13 protein-coding genes and 2 pseudogenes are annotated in these 20,069 nt (G+C 67.0%); 4 read left to right on the top strand and 11 right to left on the bottom strand.

The features are described from left to right. Positions 1 to 31: 31 nt before the first annotated feature. A complete protein-coding gene (locus VED21_RS00630; protein ID WP_324880365.1) occupies positions 32 to 652 on the bottom strand; it encodes a recombinase family protein in 621 nt (206 codons plus the stop codon). Between the two features lie 134 nt (positions 653 to 786). Between VED21_RS00630 and VED21_RS00625 the strand changes: the two genes are divergently transcribed. Next, positions 787 to 3,768, top strand: a complete 2,982-nt coding sequence (locus VED21_RS00625; protein ID WP_324880364.1) for a Tn3 family transposase — start codon at positions 787 to 789, stop codon at positions 3,766 to 3,768. 19 nt (positions 3,769 to 3,787) lie between these two features. Beyond that, positions 3,788 to 5,827 (top strand): annotated as a pseudogene (locus VED21_RS00620) (Tn3 family transposase); the annotation flags it as partial. Between the two features lie 329 nt (positions 5,828 to 6,156). On the opposite strand, the gene VED21_RS00615 reads toward VED21_RS00620, so the two are convergent. The 7 genes from VED21_RS00615 to VED21_RS00585 form a co-directional block, all read right to left on the bottom strand. Then, a complete protein-coding gene (locus VED21_RS00615) occupies positions 6,157 to 8,091 on the bottom strand; it encodes an asparagine synthetase B family protein (RefSeq protein ID WP_324880363.1) in 1,935 nt (644 codons plus the stop codon). Positions 8,092 to 8,359: 268 nt separating this feature from the next. Further along, the gene (locus tag VED21_RS00610; RefSeq protein ID WP_324880362.1) at positions 8,360 to 9,181 is read right to left on the bottom strand and encodes a sulfotransferase domain-containing protein; all 822 of its coding nucleotides are present in this window, start codon (positions 9,179 to 9,181) and stop codon (positions 8,360 to 8,362) included. Then, positions 9,178 to 10,107, bottom strand: a complete 930-nt coding sequence (locus VED21_RS00605; protein WP_324880361.1) for a serine kinase — start codon at positions 10,105 to 10,107, stop codon at positions 9,178 to 9,180. The genes VED21_RS00610 and VED21_RS00605 overlap by 4 nt, the downstream gene beginning before the upstream one ends. After that, the gene (locus VED21_RS00600) at positions 10,104 to 10,565 is read right to left on the bottom strand and encodes a lasso peptide biosynthesis B2 protein (RefSeq protein WP_324880360.1); all 462 of its coding nucleotides are present in this window, start codon (positions 10,563 to 10,565) and stop codon (positions 10,104 to 10,106) included. Before VED21_RS00600 ends, VED21_RS00605 begins: the two co-directional genes overlap by 4 nt. Beyond that, complete coding sequence (locus VED21_RS00595; RefSeq protein WP_324880359.1) at positions 10,559 to 10,855, bottom strand: PqqD family protein; 297 nt, start codon at positions 10,853 to 10,855, stop codon at positions 10,559 to 10,561. The genes VED21_RS00600 and VED21_RS00595 overlap by 7 nt, the downstream gene beginning before the upstream one ends. Positions 10,856 to 10,941: 86 nt before the next feature. Then, the gene (locus tag VED21_RS00590) at positions 10,942 to 11,619 is read right to left on the bottom strand and encodes an IS6 family transposase (protein ID WP_324880358.1); all 678 of its coding nucleotides are present in this window, start codon (positions 11,617 to 11,619) and stop codon (positions 10,942 to 10,944) included. A 269-nt stretch (positions 11,620 to 11,888) separates the two neighbouring features. Then, positions 11,889 to 12,530 carry a conjugal transfer protein TraD gene (locus tag VED21_RS00585; protein WP_324880357.1) on the bottom strand — a complete coding sequence of 214 codons (642 nt, stop codon included), beginning with the start codon at positions 12,528 to 12,530 and terminating at the stop codon, positions 11,889 to 11,891. A gap of 226 nt (positions 12,531 to 12,756) precedes the next feature. On the opposite strand from VED21_RS00585, the gene VED21_RS00580 reads away from it, so the two are divergent. Then, positions 12,757 to 14,913: an AAA family ATPase gene (locus tag VED21_RS00580; RefSeq protein ID WP_324880356.1), complete on the top strand. Its 2,157-nt coding sequence runs from the start codon at positions 12,757 to 12,759 to the stop codon at positions 14,911 to 14,913. Positions 14,914 to 14,946: 33 nt separating this feature from the next. On the opposite strand, the gene VED21_RS00575 is transcribed toward VED21_RS00580, so the two are convergent. Both VED21_RS00575 and VED21_RS00570 read right to left on the bottom strand, forming a co-directional pair. Then, on the bottom strand, positions 14,947 to 17,949 hold the full coding sequence (locus tag VED21_RS00575) for a Tn3 family transposase (protein ID WP_324880355.1): 3,003 nt from the start codon (positions 17,947 to 17,949) through the stop codon (positions 14,947 to 14,949). 5 nt (positions 17,950 to 17,954) lie between these two features. Further along, positions 17,955 to 18,551, bottom strand: coding sequence for a recombinase family protein (locus VED21_RS00570; protein WP_324880354.1), 597 nt, complete (start codon positions 18,549 to 18,551; stop codon positions 17,955 to 17,957). A gap of 234 nt (positions 18,552 to 18,785) precedes the next feature. Between VED21_RS00570 and VED21_RS00565 the strand changes: the two genes are divergently transcribed. Beyond that, complete coding sequence (locus VED21_RS00565) at positions 18,786 to 19,079, top strand: hypothetical protein (protein ID WP_324880353.1); 294 nt, start codon at positions 18,786 to 18,788, stop codon at positions 19,077 to 19,079. A 34-nt stretch (positions 19,080 to 19,113) separates the two neighbouring features. On the opposite strand, the pseudogene VED21_RS00560 reads toward VED21_RS00565, so the two are convergent. Continuing rightward, positions 19,114 to 19,986: pseudogene (locus VED21_RS00560) on the bottom strand (ISAs1 family transposase); the annotation flags it as partial. Positions 19,987 to 20,069 lie beyond the last annotated feature (83 nt).

Genomic DNA, 20,069 nt, shown 5'->3' with positions numbered 1-20,069 from the left:
GGGGTCGGTTGAGGATACGGGTAAAAAGTAGTCACAAGGGATCAGAGTCAGCCTTCCGGACGCGCTTGGCAATCTCTCCGACACGAGTGCGTGAAGCCCTGCCCGCGATTTTCCGGTGAATCTGACGAATGCTGAGGTCGGTGACGGCGGCGAGCGCCTCGATCTCGGCAATGACGTGCGGCGACGTCGGCGGCCGCCCCAGGCGTTTGCCCCGAACCGCCGCCGCCTTCATGCCGGCGCTGACGCGCTCGCTGATCAGCGCCGATTCCAACTCCGCCAGGGCGGCAATGATGGTGAACATCGCCCGACCCATCGGGCTGTCGGTGTCGATCTGGTCCTGCACGCTGATGAAGCGGACCCCGAGATGGCCGAACTCCTCGAGCGCGGCCAGCAGGTGCCGCGTGCTGCGGGCGAAGCGATCGAATTTCCACACCAGAACGCAGTCGTACTCCCGATTTCGCACCGCGGTCATCAGAGCGCTCAACTGGGGCCGGCCCTGCTTGCGGCCGGAGACGGCCACGTCGCAATACTCCCCCTCGATCGCCAGCCCTGCTCGCGCGGCATAGACCCGCAGGCCGTCGTATTGGAGATCCGGTTTCTGCTCGGCGGTCGAGACGCGCAGATACAAAGCCGTCCGAGGCACTGCGGGCATGGTGGGGCGCCGCTCCGTCCGTTGGCGCTCGTCCGCAAAGGTATTCTTTTCTGGACAGGAAATCGACAGGCCCTATCCCCTTGACCGCGTGAGCCTTTCCCCGCCGCCGCGGCAGACCCTTTTCCGGACACCCCATGACCGCCCTCGACCGCACCGCCTACCCGCGTCCTGGTGACCGGCTGACCCGCGAGGAGCTCGAGGCACGCTCCGACCTGAGCGACGCCGATCACGCCTTCGTTCGGACAGCGGCGCGCGGCGACGCGGGGCGCCTGACCCTCGCGGCCCTTCTGAAGACCCGCCAGGCTTTTGGCCTGTTCCTTTCTCCTTCGGATCTTCCGGCGGCGGCTCTGTCCCACATGGCGGCCCAACTGGCGATGCCCGCTCCGTCGCCGCTGATCACAGACAAGCAGGCGCTCCACCGCTACAGAACCGCCATTCGCTACAGAACCGCCATTCGCGCCCACCTCGGCTTGACCGCCTTTTCCCAGGCGGGCGAGGGCGTGGTCACGGCGGCGGTTCTGGCCGCCGCCGAGACGATGAGCGACCCGGCGGACCTGATCAACCGGGCCATCGAGGCGTTGCGCGAGGCCAACATCGACCTGCCGGCCTTCAGCACCTTGGACCGAATGGCCAACCATCTGCGCACCCAGGTCCATGAGCGCCTCTATGCCCAGGTGGTGGCCCGTTTGTCGGAAGAAAACGTCCGTGCGCTGGACGCGCTGCTGACACTGCCGCCGGACGCCACCACCACGGCCTTCAACCGGTTGAAGCACACGCCGGGACCGGCGCGGCCGGAAACGCTCAAGGTCTGGACGGAACGCCTCGCCTGGCTGGATGGGCTGATCGATCCCGCTCCGATCCTGGCCGGGGTGTCCCATACCAAGCTCCGACAATTCGCCGCCGAGGCCGCCGTGCTGGAGGTGAGCGACCTGCTCGACATGGGGCGAAACGGCAAGCGCTATACCCTGTTGCTGGCCCTGATCCGGCAGGCGCAAACCCGCGGCCGCGACGAGCTGGTCGAGATGCTCCTGACCCGCCTCCGGCGGACGCGGACGGCGGCGCGGGAGAAACTCGAGGCGTTGCGCGACCAGCACCGCGCCCTGGAGGAGTCCCTGATCGCGGTTTTTGGGCAGGTCCTCGTCACCGCAAAGGTCGAGGAGCCGGATGAGGCCATCGGTCGGCGGATCCGAGCCCTGCTGTCGGCCCAAGGGGGCGTCGAGGTCCTGGCGCGGCAATGCGAAACGGTTTCCGCCTGGCACGGCAACAACGATCTGCCGTTGCTCTGGCCCATTCACGCCAAAACCCGTGCCCTGCTGTTCGGCTTGCTGGAGCGGCTGGACATCCGCTCGGCCACCCAGGACCACAGCCTGATCGACGCCTTGAAGCGGGTCATCGATCACCGGCACGCGCGCCGGGACGAGGTGGTCGGCGCCATCGATCTGGGCTTTGCCTCGGCGCGCTGGCAAAGCTTTGTGCGCAAACATCACAAGGACGGCCGCGCCGTCGACCGCCGCTCCTTCGAGATCTGCGTCTTCCTCCACGTGGCCGACGCCCTGCAGACCGGCGACCTCTACGTCGTCGGCTCGGAAACCTTCGCCGACTACCGCGAGCAGCTCCTGCCCTGGTCGGAGTGTCAGCCCCGCCTGGCCGCTTACTGCGCCGCCCTCGGGATGCCGGAGACGGGCGAGGCCTTTGTCGCCCGTCTCCAGGACCAGCTCAGCGCCCTGGCCAGCAGCGTGGACGCGGGCTTCCCCAGCAACACCGAACTGACTTTGGATGCCGATGGCGTGCCACATCTGAGGCAGCAGCGGGCGGCCGGTCCCCCGGAAGGCCTGGCCGCGTTCGAGCAGGAAATCCGCGACCGGATGCCCGAACGCCATCTGCTCGACATCCTCAAGGGCACCGAGCATTGGTCCGGCTACACCCGCCACTTCGGGCCACCGTCGGGGGCCGACCCGAAGCTCGCCAACGCCGTCCAGCGCTATCTCCTGACCGTCTTCGGCTATGGCTGCAATCTCGGCCCGACCCAGACCGCCCGCCACGCGCCCGGCCTCGCCACCGCGCAGACGCTACGCCGGATCAATGCTCAGCACATCAACGCCAGCAAGCTGGAAGCGGCGATGGCCGACGTCATCGGCGCCTACGCCCGCTTCTCCCTGCCCAAGCACTGGGGCCAGGGGCAGGCGGCCATCGCTGATGGCACCTATGTTCCCTTGCGGGAAAACAACTTGCTCGGCTCCCGGCACATCCGCTACGGCGGGTACGGGGGTATCGCCTATCACCACATCGCCGACAGCTACATCGCGTTGTTCACCAGCTTCATCCCCTGCGGGGTGTGGGAGGCCGTCCACATCCTCGACGGCCTGCTGAGGAACCGCTCGTCCCTTCAGCCCGACACGCTTCACGCCGATACCCATGGCCAGAGCGAAACCGTTTTCGGCCTCAGCCGGCTGCTGGGCATCACCCTGATGCCGCGAATGCGCACGTGGTCGGACGTGGTGTTTTACCGTCCCACCAGGTCGGCCACGTACGAGCATATCGACCCGCTGTTCAGCGGCGACATCGAGTGGCCGCTGATCGCCACCCATTGGCGCGACGTGATGCAAGTGGCGCTCTCGATCCAGGCGGGCCGGGTGCTGCCGTCGATGCTGCTGCGCAAGCTGGGAACGCACAACCGGAAGAGCCGTCTTCATCGTGCCTTCCGAGAACTCGGCCGGGTCGAGCGCACGTTGTTTCTGCTGCGCTATATCTCCAGCCCCGAGGTCCGGCGCGGCATCCGGGCGGAAACCACCAAGGTCGAAGCCTTCAACGACTTTCTCGACTGGGTTTCCTTCGGCGGGCCGGTGATCAAGAGCGGCGATCCGCTCGAGCAGGAAAAGCAGCTCAAGTACGCCAGCCTGGTGGCCAACACGATCATGCTGAGCAATGTCGCCGATCTGACCGAGGTCCTGGCGGCCATGGCCGACGACGGCCACCCGGTCACGCCGGAACTCGTGGCCCGCCTCAGCCCCTACAGCCGCGAGCATATCCGCCGGTTTGGCCAGTACGTCCTCGACATGACCAGTCTGCCCACGCCTCTCAACCCGGCACCTCTCCCCTTCGAGGCCGCCTTGTGACTACTTTTTACACGTATCCTCAACCGACCCCCTCGACGCCGCCGCCCTCACCTTGAGTCAGGTCTGCGCCTTGGTGCTCGACGGCACCGTCACCGACAGCGATCTCCGGGCGGCGGTCTTCGCCACCGTGCCTCAGGCCGCTCTGGAAGCCGCCGTCGCCCAGGTCGACAGCCTGACCCGACCGCCGGACGACCCCTATTTTGATGAATTGCTGGCCCAGCATCGCGCCATTCGGCGCTTCCTGCCGCATTTCGCACGCATCGTGGGGCTGGGGGCCATGCCCGCCGGTCAGCCGGTGCTGAAGGCCCTGCAACACTTCCGAAAGGTTGAGGACGGGGGAGGACGCCGGAAGGAGTGGCCCACCGAATTCGTCCCGAAGTCCTGGGAACGCCGGGTGACCCGCGATGGAATCATCGACCGGCGCGCCTGGACCCTGTGTCTGGTCGACCGGTTGCGCGGGGCGCTCCGGCGCCGGGATATCTTCGCCGCGCCCAGTCTGCGTTTCGCCGATCCCCGCATCGGCCTGTTGGACGGCACCGCCTGGGAGGTCGCGCGACCAACCGTGTGCCGGACGCTGGACAAGTCCCACAACGCGGTCGAGGAAATCGGGCGCCTGTGCGAACGGCTCGATCAGGCGTTCCGATCAGTCACCGACAACCTGCCACGGAACACTAGCCTTCGCTTGAACCGGAACGGCGATGACGACGAACTGGTGCTCACCGGGCTCGACCGCCTGGAGGAACCCGCCAGTCTCGCCGCCCTGCGGGAAGCCGTCACGGCGCGCCTGCCGCGGGTCGACCTGCCGGAGTTGCTGCTGGAGATCGACGCCCGCACCGGCTTCGCCGGCGCGTTCACGCACGCCAGCGAAGCGGAAGCGAGAGCCCAGGATTTGACGACAACCCTGTGCGCCGTCCTGCTGGCCGAGGCGTGCAACACCGGCCTGGAGCCGCTGGTGCGCCCCGATGCCCCGTCGTTGCGGCGATCTCGGATGAGTTGGGTCCGCCAGAACTACCTGCGCGCCGAAACCCTGACCCAGGCCAACGCCCGGCTGGTGGCGGCCCAGAATGGCATCGATCTGGCACGGCGTTGGGGCGGCGGGGATGTCGCCTCCGCCGATGGGCTGCGCTTTGTCGTGCCGGTGCGCACCATTCACGCCGGCCCCAACCCCAAATACTTCGGCCCCGAACGCGGCGTTACCTATTACAACCTCGTTTCCGACCAGTTCACCGGCCTCAACGCCATCACCGTGCCGGGCACCCTGCGGGACAGTTTGGTGCTGCTCAGCGTCGTGCTGGAACAGGAAACCGCGTTGGAGCCGACCGAGATCATGACCGACACCGGCGCTTACACGGACGTGATCTTCGGCATCTTCTGGCTGCTCGGTTACCAGTTCAGCCCCCGGATCGCCGACATCGGCGGCGCCCGGTTCTGGCGGATCGACCCCGCCGCCGACTACGGTCCCCTCGACAAGCTGGCCGCGCACAAAGTGAAGACGGGCCTGATTGCCGAGCATTGGGACGACCTGCTGCGCTTGGCCGGTTCGCTCAAGCTGGGCCTCGTGCAGGCCGGCGGGTTGATCCGGACGCTTCAGACCAACGAGCGGCCGACGCGGCTGGCACGGGCGCTGGAGGAGCTCGGCCGGATCATCAAGACCCTCTACCTGCTGGCCTACATCGACGACGAAGCCTACCGCCGTCGCATTCTCAACCAACTCAATCGCGGTGAAGGTCGCCATCAACTCGCCCGTGCCGTCTTCCACGGCAAGCGGGGCGAGTTGCGGCAACGCTACCGCGAGGGCCAGGAGGACCAACTCGGCGCCCTTGGGCTGGTGGTCAACGCCATCATCCTGTGGAACACGCTCTACATGGACGCGGCACTCGACCAACTGCGAGCCGAAGGGTTCGATGTCCGCGACGAGGACGTGGCGCGGCTGTCGCCGCTCGGCTATGAGCACATCAACATGCTCGGCCGCTACGCCTTCACCCTGCCCGAGCCAGTAGCCCGTGGCGAACTGAGGCCGTTGCGCAATCCGGCGGCGTTATCCGACGAGGATGCCTGAATCGGAGTTTCTGTTCCGCTGCTACTCAGAGCCCTTTTCCGCCGTCAGCGCCTTGCCGCCGCTGGCTTTCCACCGCGCCAGGTGGGAGGGGCCATTCCGCAAATCGGCGGCGCCCTCGCGGACCTCCAGAAGGGCGCCGAGCAGCGTCGCCTCGTCCCAGCCATCGAGGGCCGGAGTCCTTCCAGGATGGCGAAACCCTGTGGAACGCCGCCCAGCGGGCCGAGCAGGCTGGTTAAGGCTCGTGCACGACCAGGAACCGAATACAGTCATGTTGCAACGACAACCCCGACGTAAGGGCTTCGGCGATTGTCGCCCGCGCCACCCCATCGTCAGCCGTTTCCGCCTTCGACCCACCGCAGGAACTGGCCGATGTGAAGGCCGCGCCCGAATCCGCCCAACAATTCGGGCGTGCGCCGATCGGCCTCCTGCGTGTCGGCTGGCCAATTGCTGGCAATAGCCCGCAGACGCGGCAGGTCCATGATGCGGCTGGCGAGTGGCGACGCTTCCAAACGATCGATCTCGGCCACCAAATCATCACGCCGCAGGGTCAGCCGATGAAACCACTGCGCTGCTTGCCGGCCATGTTCTCGGCTATCGACCACGTCTGTGGGCAGCCGATCGGCGAAAACCCGCCGGGCAAAGGAGCGCGGCACTCCGTCCCGCTGCCACAGTTCGGGGGGAATGGCGAGACAGAACTCGACGAGTCGCCGGTCGCCGAGCGGATCCCGCTGTTCCAAACCGTTGACGCGCGGCAAGGCCGCCAGCATGGGTCTTTGGGCCCAGGTTCGCTCCAGGAATTTGTGGCGCAACCGTGTATCAGGGGTCGGTGCATCCGAGACGAAGCGCTTCGAATCGAAGATGTCGTCGGCGCCGATTTCAGCAGCGAACGAGGGGGCGATGACGGAGAAGTCCTCCCATCGATCTGGCTTGCGGCCACGCAGACGCTGGATCGCGCGCTGGATTCCGGGCGGCAGGAGAGGTGCGATCAACTCCTGCCGCAGTCGCCGGGACACGCTCTCGCCATTTCGCCAGATACCATGGATTTGCCGCATCAATTCCGGCACGTTACCCGAGACCGCCAGATCGGCGAGCAGCGCATTGCATCGCCAACTGAGTGTCATGTTGCCGGACAGCCCGCTCAACACCACGTTCCCGCCAAGCTCCCGCACCTTCTGGACGCTTGGCATAAAGCAGCCATAGTTCGGAAGGTTGCGTATGGGCAATCCAAATGCCCAGAACAAGCGCATCGGGTCGATTTCGTCGGCCGTCAACCCGCCCGCCGGTGTTCGGTGAGCGACCATGTTGGGATACCGGCGGGCAACCGCTTCGGCCAACGGCCATTCGTCGTAGATCAGCCCCTTCTGGGGAGGTGGCAGCGGCGCGCTCGGATCTGGAACGACGGTGACCGTGTGCAACGCCGCGGGCGCAACGAGACGCGCAGCCGTGGACGCCACAGCCGTAGAATCGAGCCCGCCTGACAGGTGGCACACCACGGGACCGGCGGCACGCAACTGCGCCGCGACCACCCGGTCGAGCAGTTCGCGTGCCGCCTCCACATACTCTTCGTCGCTCTGGTAGCGGATTCGCCGGTTCCAGTCCGGGCGCCAGTAGCGGCCGCCCTGGACCCCATTCTCCGTCCAGACCAACCACCCGGCCGCCGGCAGGCGGCCGGTTCCGCAGTACATCGTCGCTCCCGATGGGATATGGCGGTTGAGCAGCAGATGAGCAACAGATCGCAGATCCACCTCACGCGGTCCGTCGATCAACGCCTGCACGGCGTTCACGGAGGTGGCGAAGACAATCCCGTGCGGTGTTGTGTGATGGTAGATGGTCCTGCCGCCGACCGCGTCACAGGCTAGGAACAGGCGCTGCCGCTCATGGTCCCACGCGGCGAACGCAAAATCACCTAACAGCCGGGCACTGGCATCCTCACCCCAGCGTTCCAAGGCCGTCATGACGAGCCGGCTGTCGGGCAGGCCGCTCGGTGCGCTTCCCAGCCCCAGTTCGGCGATCAGGTCGTCGCGGTTGTCGATTCGGCCGTCGAAGACGAACACCGATCGTCCGCCTGCGAAGCAGCCCGGAAGCCGTTCGCGCCGATCTTCCGGTGTTACGATCCCTTGGGTATGCGCCAGCACGAGCCCCTCGCCCTGCCATAGGCGAGGCTTGGCCGTGCCGTGAGTTGCCGCGATCACAGACAGGCGACGCGCGGTACCTTCAGCGATCGCCTCACCTGATCGATCGACGATCCCGACAAAAAACGACACAACGCCAACTCACGATACGTTCGGATTGACGTAACTGTCCGACGGCGTGTAAGTCTTGGAGTTTGACGTTGATGGCACCGAGTCGCAGACTTGCAATTTCGGCGTTCGCCATTTCTTCTTCTTCTTCAAGCACCTGCTCTCCGTTGTCCGCAAAGCGACATCGTCGTTAGAATTCGTCATGGGGCGCAATCCTTTTTGTCAGTCGTTTCTGGCTTTTATACCACGGCCTTTGATTGTCCAGTCGGTGCTCTTTCATCCAGAAACCATCTCAGAGATATCCAAGCCTGAGCATGACGGCGCCATGGTCATGCTGAATGCGGGCTGCTTGCTCGCCCGATAGCACCGCCCGCCAACCGCCCGCCTCGCCACGGCGGAAGAACCGCTCCATGTGCAACGGCTTCTCACCGAAGCCTTGCTTCTCTTCCTCGATGCGCAGGCGCTCGAAGGCGGTTGCCTCGACGGCTGCGGCGACCGCTTCCGGTTCAGCATCCCAGCCCAGGAATTCCGCCACTTCGGCGAGAACGGCCGGCATGTCGGCCACCATATCTTCGTAGCGCACGGGAAGCACGCGAATGCCGGGGGCATCGAGCCAGCTTTCCACATGCCGGTGCCAACTCACCCAGTGATAGTCCATCTGCCTCCACACGGACCCTCTTTCATGTGGCGGGGAGCTCATGAAGGCAATGGCTCGGTCCAGGGAAGCGCCCTGGTGGTGGGATAGCGCGACGGCCACATCCCGCGGATCGCGAACGATATACACGGCGCCCAGCGTCACGGCCGGCGGGAACAGCGGCTCGCCAGCCGGGGTGAGAATCCACGGCTCGTGCACCTTGCGCAGCATCGGTTCGGGAGCCTCGCTGCTCAGCGTTTCGAAGACGCGCGGGCGCAAGGTTTCGATCTCCGCCGCGTTCAGATCCGACGACTCCACTCCCAATACCTCGTCGAACACGGCGCGAAGGCCCGACACTGTCGCCCATCCGGCAAATTCGGCAAAATCCACCGGCTTGCCGTGACGCAATGCCCACAGTGCCAGCCGCATCCACGTGTTGCCGGACTTAGGGTAGGAGGCGAGCCAGTAATAGCCGCTCATGCCCGGCCTCCGGCATCGCTTCCTTGGCGGGCGGCGAGGGCCGCCACCTGCGCGTCGAGGTCGCCCAGCCCCATCCGGCGCCATAGCCGGTATGACGGCGCCGCTGCCGCGATTTGCGTCAGAAGATGGAACAGCCGTGCGGGGGAGAGCAGACGCCGCATCGTCCGGCACCGATAGATGTCCACCTCCAGGCTTTGCACCGCCGTTGCCGGGTTCAGACGTTCGGCTCCCTCCTGGCTGGGCAGGCGCGCCTCCTCCAGGCGGTAGATGGCGGCGAGCGGCAGCGGCTCAGCCTGGAACCGGCCGTCCAGCGGCACGTGGTATTTGTCCAGCTCGGCTCGGCTGCGCTCCAGCCCCTTGCGGGGCAGGGCGAAGGCGTTCATCACATCGCCCCACAGCTTGATCCTTGGAAAGGACGGCAGCACCAGCGGCCCGCCGGGCGCCTCCACGTCCACCACCGTCACGTCGTCCGCCAGCACCGGGTAGCCTTGTCGGTGGAAGGCGGCGGCCAGCGTGGACTTCCCCGCACCGGACACGCCGGAGAAGGCGACGGCGCGTCCGCCGATTGCTACGCAACTGGCGTGCAGCGGCAGCAGGCCGCGCTGGGCGCAGAGAATGCCAAAGACAGTCCCCAGCAGGAAGACACGCACGTCCGGTGCCGCCGCGTCCATCTCCGTCCGCACGGTCACCGTATGGCCGCCTTCCACCAGATAGGCGGCGACACCGGAGACGGCGAACCGGCAGGTGCCGTCCGCCCCCACTTGCAGCAACGGGCCGTCGATGACCGGCGCATCCAAGCGGTCCGGCACCTCTCCAAGGCGGATCGCCACGTCTGGAGCGCGGTCATCGCCAGTCCAGGGCAGAAGATCGGGCATCGGCAGGTCGGAAACGACCTTGAGCCCGCATAGTGTGTGGACAGTGGTCATGGCGAAAACGTCGTGATTGCAGTGAAGCGCTTCATGCCGTTGGCACCGGTCACGACCACACCACCGCAGATGGCCCAGGCGTGGGCCTCTATGGCGCCGCCAAGCTTCTTGGATACACCGAATCGAACGACCACTGGAAGTTGGCGGCGGCGCAGCATGACGGTGCAGGCCATGGCCTGTTGCAGGCACACGGCACGGAACGGCATGTGACGCGCAACGCGCAGAATGGCCCGGCCCAGAGCCGTCGCTAGCATGACATCTTCCGATGCTGCCCCCGACAACCCTGGATCGGCGTCGCCGCCGGTTACCGTGCGCAGCCCGGACAAGCACATGGCCGTCTTGAAGGGCAGCACGGCCAACAGAACGCGCACCATCGTCAACGCGATGACCGCCTCAAGCAGCAAATGCCGCTCCGCGCCTGGAAGTGCCAGAAAGCGCCGCAAATGCCGCATCAGCATAGATCCACCAATCCGTTGGCCGCCATCTCGGACAGCAGGGCACGCACCTCTCGTTCGATGACGGTCGGATCGCCATCGTACTCGTCAGCAAGTCGGGCGACCAGAGCTTCGACAGCGATGGGCCGCTCGATGTGCTTCCAGACATCGCTGCCGGTATCGTTAAGACCGACATAGTGGGCTTGGTCCAAGGTCATGAGAACCATCTCTCCATCCACCTTGGCGAAGAGAACGTCGCTTCGACGGCATACCTGAGTGTGGTTGTGGAAAGATGGGGTGGTGTCGTTGATCATGAAGAATACTCTGGGCACCGTCAAGTTGATGGGACGAGTTTTGCGCCGAGACGAGCGAAGGGTATGGCGTCCGAGCGGGGAGGCGTTCACGCCGCCAGACGAGCACCAGCGATGTCAGCCCAAGCCTCGAACGCTTGGGCGCGGGCGGCGTGGAACAGGTTGGCGATCGGATCGTGAATGGACAGGAAGCGCTGAACGTGCCGGGGGGACTGGAACCGCTTCCTCTGCCGCTCGCGTCGTCGGGTCGGCTGATGCGAATTCTCGGCCCGGTTGTTGAGGCCCTTGTGCTGGCGGTGCTCGCCGCCGAGCGTCAACTCCCGCTTGGCGGCGGCATAGGACTTCAGCTGGTCGGTGACCAGCACGCGCGGAGCCCGGCCCTGCTGTTTCAGCAGCTTCCGCAGCAAACGCTCGGCCGCCTTGGCATCCCGGCGGCTCTGGACCAGGACGTCGAGGACGAAGCCGTCCTGATCGACGGCGCGCCACAGGTAGTGCTTCCTCCCGGCGATGGTCAGGACGACCTCATCAAGGTGCCACTTGTCGCCCCGACGGGGCGCCCGTCGGCGCATCCGATCGGCGATCTCGCGGCCGAACTTCAGGCTCCACTGCCGCACCGTCTCGTAACTGACCGTAATGCCGCGCGCCGCCAGCAGCTCCTCGACCATCCGCAGGCTCAACGGAAAACGGAAGTACAGCCACACCGCCGTGGCGATGATCTCGGCGGGAAAGCGGTAACCGGCGTAGCGGGGATCGGGGCGCGTCGTCATGAAACCCTATACCCCGGCTTCCACGGGCCAACCACCACCAACTTGACGGTGCCCATGGACATGAAGGGACCCGTGCCATACCCCTGTTCGAAGGCCGCGCGGAGGTCGAAAAAATCACCGTTACATGTTGCACGCCGGGGAAATCGAAAGTCTTTTCAAAGGGTTGATCCAAGAGGACGGTTGCATCGCCGTTTCAGGATGTTTCACGATGCTGCGGTCGGTTGCGTCGGTCATTTCCACCGATCCGATCATTGAGAGGAGAGAAGGCGTCACCCGCCGGGCGTTTCGGCTTGCGGTGGATTGAGGCGGCGGATCGTGCCGCCGGCCCGGTCGGCGATGGCTTTGACCGTCGTGAAATGGGCAAGGCCATCCCAATGCTGGAGAGCCTCGGACCAGCGCAGCTTGAGGCCGCGCAGAGCCCGCCGGATCTCCGGTTCAGGGCTGTTGGGGAAGGTGACGATCAGGGGCTCGCGGTCGGCGGTCACCGCCTTTTCCGCCGTCAGCGCCTTGCCGCCGCTGGCTTTCCACCGCGCCAGGTGGGAGGGGCCATTCCGCAAATCGGCGGCGCCCTCGCGGACCTCCAGAAGGGCGCCGAGCAGTGTCGCCTCGTCCCAGCCATCGAGGCCCGCCTTGATCACCAGTCCGCCCAACTGGATTTTCCGTCGTGTCTCGGCCTTGCGCTGGGCCTCGCGGACCTTTGCCTCCTCCGAAGCGAGGCGGACGCCGCGCAGGTCGTGCAGCCGCTTGCGCAAGGCCACCAGATAGGCCTGGTCCTCGACGGTCCGGGTTCGGGCCGGGATGTCATTGATCTTGGCGATCCGCTCTTGCACGACGCTGATGGTGGTCAGCGAGCCCGGCGCGGGCCGGGCCTCGGCGGTTTCATCAGGCGATGGGGGTGCTGGCTCGACCATCGGGCGCTCCTTCCGCTAGCCACACCAGGGTATGGCGATTGAGGGAAGATCGTCCATGGGAATTCGCGCCACAGGGTGGAGAAGTGTGGAGATGGCAATCTAAAACTGGTGGAGCCATCACGCACCATCGCCGACGCCGGGTGCTGGCACGGAACGGTAACAGCCGCGATATATGTTTTGCTAACGCAAAACATCGCGATAAGATGGCGGCGCCTAAAGGTGCGGCATGGCGACATCCTATTGCTCCGTCCAAATTGTTCATGGGGCGACCGGCTCCTCGGCGGTCGGTCTGTCGGCCTACATCGCCCGCACCTCGCGGGTCGATGCCCACACCGGTGAGACGTTCGATTTCCGTCAGGGCCGCGAAGACCTGATCCATCATGCCGTCCTGATGGCGGGAGGGCCGGAGTCCTTCCAGGATGGCGAAACCCTGTGGAACGCCGCCCAGCGGGCCGAGATCGTCACCGACCGCAAGACGGGGGACGTGCGCTACCGATCCGGCGCGCAGGTCGCCCGGCACGTGGTGATGTCGCTGCCGTGGGAGGACGATCTCTCCGATACCCAGCGCGTCGCGCTGGCCCGCTCCTTCGCCGAGACGCACTGGGTGGGGCGCGGTGTGGCGGTCGAGATGGCCGTGCATCGCTACGGCTCGGAGTTCGACCCCGACAACCCCAAGGACGCCGATGCCCAGAGGGCGCTGGAGGTCATCCGGTCCCTGGGTCTCGACGTGATTCGGATCGAGGCGGGCCGGACGGTTCCCGTTCTGGAGGGGCCGCACGTGATCGAGACGGTTCTGGAGGGCGGTGGCCGGCGCTGGCGCATGTATCAGCCGCACGCCCATTTCCTGATTTCCACCCGGCACCTTGGACCGGAGGGATTCACCACCAAGGCCACCGACCTCAACCCCCGCTTCGCGCGCGGGCGCGGGGCCGGCAGCCGGGGCTACATCGCCGAGCAGGACCTCTGGCACGAACGCTGGCGGGCTCATCAGGAAACCTTCTTCCGCGTCCATGGCCTGTCCCTGGCGGTGGCGCCCGACAAGGCGGTGCCGGAAACCAAGATGGGCAAGGCGCGGTCGGTGCGCAGTGGGGCGGTGGTCGAGAACCGCACCCGCGACGCCGAATGCCAGGCGGCGATGATGGAGCCCGCCGAGATCCTGGCGGCGGTCACCCGCCACAAGGCCGTGTTCACCCGCCGCGACATGGAACGGGTGATGGCGGTCAACGGCATCTTCGGCGCCGAGCGCGACGAACTGGTGGCGGCGGTGCTGGCCGACGCCGAGGCGTTGCGGCTGCACGACGGCGACACCGGGGAGGCGGCCGAGGTCTTCACCACCCGCTCGGTCCGGCGCCAGGAGCGCGAGATTCTGGAGCGTCTGGCGGCGATCCACGCCCGCCGGCACGCCGTGGCGCCGGCGGCGGTAACGGCCGCCGCGGCCGCGCGGTCGATGGACGGCGAGCAGCTCCATGCCTTCCGCCGGGCGGTGGGAGCGGAAGGCCTGGTGATCGTCCAGGGCGACGCCGGCACCGGCAAGAGCTACGCCATGGGCGCGGTGCGCGACGCCCACGAGCGCGCTGGCTACCGGGTGGTGGGCTGCGCTCCCACCAACACCGTGGCCGCCGATCTGCGCCGGGACGGCTTCCGCGAAGCCGACACCCTGCACGCCACCTTGTGGCGGCTGGAGCGCGGGCGGACGCGCTGGAGCCGGCGGACGGCGGTACTCGTCGACGAGGCGGCGATGGTCGATGCCGACCTTTACGACCGGCTGAGCCGTCAAGCGCTGGCCGCCGGGGCGAAGCTGGTGATCGTCGGCGACGACAAGCAGTTGCCCAGCGTGACGCGCGGTGGCCTCTACACCGAGGCGCGCCGACGCTTCGGGGCGGAACGTCTGACCACCGTGCGCCGGCAGGAGGTGGAGTGGCAGCGTCAGGCCACCCAGGACTTCGCCGCCGGGCGGGTGGCGGAGGCGCTGGGGGCCTACGCGGAGCGGGGCTTCGTCCACTGGACGGCGACGACGCAGGCGGCGCGGCTGGCGCTGGTGCGGCAGTGGGCGGCCGACAGCGCCGCCGATCCCGGCCGCAACCGCTTCGTCTACGCCGCCACCAACCGGGAGGTCGACGCCCTCAACCAGGCGCTCCGCGCCGTGCGGGAGATGCGTGGCGAGGTCGCTCCGGGGCGGGAGTTCAAGACGGTGCGCGGCGCCGTCCGGCTGGCGCCGGGCGACCGGGTGCAGATGCACGGCAACCGCAAGCGCGAGGGCATCCACAACGGCACGCTGGGCACGGTGGTGGGAATCGGGGGCGAGCAATTGACCGTGCGCTTCGACGCCGGGCACACGGCGGTGATCGACGCCCGGCATTTCCAGGAGTTCGGGCTGGGCTAGGGGTCCGAGTAGCAATGGAACAATAAGTCGGGTTCAGATCAGGGCCTCCTCCAGATCGGCGGTATTCCGCAGAGGCCGCAGTTCGCCGCGAGCCACGGGCTCCGGCAGGGTGAAGGCGTAGCGGCCAAGCATGTTGATGTGCTCGTAGCCCAGCGGCGTCAGGCGGGCGACATCCTCGTCGTGCACGGGAAAGTTTTCGGCGCGCAGCTGTCGCAAAGCCGCATCCATATAGATCGTGTTCCACAGGACGATCAGGTTGACCACCAGCCCCAGGGCGCCGAGTTGGTCCTCCTGGCCCTCGCGGTAGCGTTGGCGCAACTCGCCGCGGCGGCCGTGGAAGACGGCTCGGGCCAATTGATGACGTTGCTCCCCGCGGTTGAGCTGGATCAGAATGCGCCGCCGGTAGGCCTCGTCGTCAATGTAGGCCAGAAGGTAGTGGGTTTTGATGATGCGCCCGAGTTCCGCCAGCGCCTGGGCCAGCTTGGTTGGCCGGTCGTTGGTCTGCAGCGTGCGGATCAGCCCGGTCGCCGGGACCAGGCCGAGCTTCAACGACCCGGCCAGCCGCAGCAGGTCGTCCCAGTGCTGCTCGATCAGCGGCCGATTGATCTTGTGGGCCGCCAAGGCGTCGAGAGCGCCATAGTCGGCGCCGCCGTCCAGCCGCCAGAACCGGGCATCGCCGATGTCGGCCAGCCGGGGGCTGAACTGATAGCCAAGCAGCCAGAAGATGCCGAAGATGGTGTCGGTGTACGCCCCGGCATCGGTCATGATCTCGGTGGGGCGCAGATCGGTGGCCTGTTCCAGCACGACGCTGAGCAGCACCAGGCTGTCGCGCAGGGTGCCGGGCACGGTGATGGCGTTCAGCCCGGTGAACTGGTCGGAGACCAGATTGTAATAGGTGACGCCGCGTTCGGGGCCGAAGTACTTGGGGTTGGGGCCGGCGTGGATGGTGCGCACCGGCACCACGAAGCGCAAGCCGTCGGCCGAGGCGACGTCACCGCCTCCCCAACGGCGGGCCAGGTCGAGACCGTTCTGGGCGGCGACCAACCGGGCGTTGGCGCGAGTCAGCGTCTCGGCGCGCAGATAGTTCTGGCGCACCCAACCCAACCGGCCGCGCCGCAGGGCGGGATGGTCGGGTCGGATCAGCGGTTCCAGCCCGGTGTTGCAGGCCTCGGCCACCAGCACGGCGCACACGCTGGTGGTCAAGTCCTCCACGCGCGCCCCGCCTTCGCTGGCATGGGTGAAGTCGGCGGCGAAGCCGGTCCGGGCATGGATTTCCAGCAGGATCTCCGGCAGATCCACGCGCGGCAGCCGGGCCGCGACCGCCGCGCGCAGGGCTTTCAGGCTGGCCGGTTCGTCAAGCTTGTCGAGCGGGCTTACGGTCAGGTCGATGCCGGCGCCGTCGGGTTCGATCCGGACAGCGAGGTTGGTCGGCAGGTTGGTGGCGGTGGCCTGATAGCGGGCCTCCAGGCGTTCGGCCAGCCGGTTCAGTTCCTCGCCGGCCGTCGACGCCACGCCCAAGGTGCGGCAGACGGTGGGACGGGCGGCCTCCCAGGCGGCGCCCTCCAGCAGGCCTTGGCGCGGATCGCCATAGCGCAGGCTCGGGCTGGCGAACAGGTCGCGGCGGCGCAGGGCCTGGCGCAGCCGGTCGGCCAGACATAAAACGTAAGCCTTGGCATCGATGCCGCCGTCCTCGCGTCGCACCTCGCGCCGCCAGCTCGCGGGCACGAAGTCGACCGGCGCGCTGGCCGCCAGATGGCGGCGGTGGCCGCTGGCGCGCAGATGGGTGATGGCGTCGAGCACCGGTTGCCCGGCCGGAGCGGCGCCGAAATGGACGGCGTCCAGCACGGCGGGCAGGAATCGGCGCAGCCGCCGGTGCCGGTCGCGCAGTTCCTTGATGGAATGATCCTCGGGCACCGCCAAGGTGTCGACCTCGCCCAGGGCCTCCGCCAGCTGAAGGCGGGGCACAACGGCGAACGCCGCCGCCCGGACTTCGGCGTCGGGCACCGCGTCTTCCAGAAGAAACCGGCAGGCATCGCGCAGGATCAGCGCGGCGGCATCGAGATCACGCAGCGTGCGTAGCCGGGCTTTTTGCCGCGCCGCCTTGGCCTCGGCGAACAAGCGGGCGACCACGATCTCGAAGAGATCGAGGATGTCGTCCTGGGCGCTGGCCTCCAAGGAGCGAATAAAGGCCAGCAAGGTGGCGGTCCGCCGGGCGGGCGGCATGCGGGCCACCGCTTGGGCCTTGGCGGCGCCGGCCTGGCGCGCCAGGGCCAGCACCTTGCTGCGAGGCAGGCGGTCGAAGCTGGGCAGACCGAGAGCATACTGGCGGACTTCCTCCAGACGCGTCACCGCCCGCACCACCTCGGGGCCGCTCTGCAGGACCGGCCCCTGGCGCAGGCGGTCGAAGGGTGTTTGCCGCTCCCCTTCTTTCACCTCCAACAGGCGATCGAGCTGTTCCTGCAGGGCCGGCGTCACCGGGGCGCTGAGCAGACGCCACAGGCGCTGGTTGGCGCGCGCCCGGACGCGCGCGACCAGCCGTTCCAGCATCGACACGCCGGGCAGCAGGACCTTGTGGGCGACCAACCAGGCGGTGGCCCGGTCGAACAGCACGCTCGGCCGCTCGGTGCCCGTCCAGCACAAGGCGTGAAGCCAGCGCGCCAAACGGAAGTGGACCGAGGGGTCGCCGAACTCGCGATAGCCGTAGTGGCGGCGGATCTCGGCCATGTGATCCCATCGTGTCTCGCCCGTCCGATATCGCTCCAGGCAGCGGGGATCGGCGACCGCCAGCTGCGCCGCCAGGGTCTTGATCACCACCGGCGGGACGGCGGTCGGATCGTCGAGAAAGGTGCCGAGGAAGCGGACGGTCCCCAACTGGACGGCAAAGCCCAGCCGCACGTGATCGTAACGCCGGCGCCGGATCAACTCCCGGTCGCTGTCGTCGAGGTGAAAATACCGGGCCAGCTGATCCGGTGTTGGGTCGCCGGCATACTGGCCATAGCGTCGACGCTGCTCGTCGGTGAGAAAGGAAACCGGCACCGCGCTTACTCGTCCAGGCCCAGCAGTTTGCGGGCCTTGGCCTTTGGGGCGCCGCGACCATCGACATAAGCGTACAGGGTGCTCAGCGACATGCCGAGTTGCTCGGCCACCTCTCCCGCCGTGTTGGCGGGATCGGCCATCATCGCCATGGCGGTGCGCAGCTTGGCGCGCGTCATCGTCCGAGGCCGGCCGCCACAGCGGCCTCGGGCTCTGGCCGCCTTGAGGCCGGCCATGGTGCGCTCGTGAATGAGGTCGCGCTCGAATTCGGCCAGGGTGGCGAAGAGGCCGAAGACCAGACGGCCCGTCGGGCGGGTGGTGTCGATGTCGCCGGTGAGAGCCTTCAGGCCGATTCCCCGGCCGTGGAGGTCCTGCACGAGTTGGACCACATGGTGAAGCGAGCGGCCGATCCGATCGAGCTTCCAGACGACGAGGGCGTCGCCGGCGCGGGCGGCATCCAGAGCCCGACTCAGGCCGGGTCGTTCCGGCACGGCTCCGCCGCAGACATCCTGATAAATGCGCTGGCAGCCCGCCGCCTCCAGGGCATCGCGCTGGAGGTCGAGGCTCTGGTCCCCGGTGGAAACGCGCATATAGCCGATCAGCACGCGATCCTCCCGCTGGCGGTCTGCACAAACCTAAGCCGGCCAGGGTTTCGCGGCCATAGATTTGTGCATGAGTTTTTGCAGGGTTTGCATGACGGAAATCCAAGGGTCCGCGAACTCGGTCCGGAGCCTTCACAAAACGAGGGTTTGTTGCAATCCCCCTCCCTGCCTAAGCTGCCGCCGGCCGCCCCGGCGCCAGAGCGAAGGGGCCGGGATGATGCGGCGAGGATAGTGCCGATGGCGAAGACCACCGTGACTCTTTGGCTGCGCGTTGAGCGCAACAACAAGTTCGTGCGCGGCAAGCAACGGGTCCGGAGCGACATCGAAAGCCTGCTGGCGCGCCGCTACGGTATGAAGCGGTTGGACCGGGGCGCCTATGAGCTCACGATCGAATACGACGACCCCCCACAAGGCCTGGGGCTCGACGTGGAGGTGGATGAGCTGATCCAGGAAATGGCCTTCCTCGCCGACCTGCGGAACTGCTTCATCGAAACCGATGTCCGCGAGAACGGCACCGACCGGTACTGGTGACGGGTCTGAACCCGACTTATTGTTCCATTGCTACTCGGACCCCATCCTTCAGTGCAGTTCGCGAGCGGACCTTGACGATGGTGGTGGCTCCCGGCAGACGCACCTCGCCGGGAAACCGGCGCTGCCCGGTCAGCCAATCGGCCTCGCGGCTGACCCAGACCGTGCGTTCCTCGATCCGGCCATGGCCCTTGTCGAGATCGGTGACGGTCGTGACGATCTCATCAGGCGCGGTGGCGAAATACTCCTCGATCTCGGCGCGCAAGGTCGGTTGATTGGCCTTCACCGCCAGCAAGTAATCGGCCCCCGCGGCGGTAATCGCCGTGGCGATGGGCGCGGTGCAGGCGATGGCGTCGATCGACACCGTCGCTCCCGTCAGGCCGCCGTTGGTGGCCAGACGCGCCACGAGAAGGGGGATGGCGGTGGTTTCGTTGGATTTGTCGCTGACCGCTTCCTGCCCAAGCACGAGGCGGGCGGTAGTGGCGAAGGCGGATACGAGGTGCAAAGGGGCCTGGCCGGTGCTGCGGTCGTGGCTGCGCCGCGATGTCTTGCCGTCGATGGCGACGAAGTCGGGCCGATCCGGCCACGTCTGGCGCACCCAGGCGGTAAAGCAGGCGGAAAACAGGGCGAGGTCGATGCGGTTCATCAGCAAAGTCAGCCAGCGCCCGCCCGGCACGCCATGATGATACGGCAACATCTCCCGCAGGAATGGCAGGTGTGCTTCGCCCCAGGCGGCGATGTGGTCGTAATCGTCACAGTCCGCGATGGTGCCGCACACCACCAGAAGCAACACCTCCGGCAGAGGGTGCGCCACCCGCCACGGCTCGCGTGGGTCCTCGATCACGGCGAAATGGTCAAGCAGGGCACGAAGGCGCGACTTCTCGCCAAAGATCAGCGCAGGCTCCGACATGGGGGACTCCGAATCAGGGAGATCCAGAGAATCACGCCCAGAGCAACCCGTAAACCGTCGTTAACCTGAGTTCGGAGCCCTGC

It is taken from the genome of Azospirillum sp. (assembly GCF_035627195.1).
Taxonomy (GTDB): domain Bacteria; phylum Pseudomonadota; class Alphaproteobacteria; order Azospirillales; family Azospirillaceae; genus Azospirillum.
This window is presented reverse-complemented; position numbering and strand designations above follow the sequence as displayed.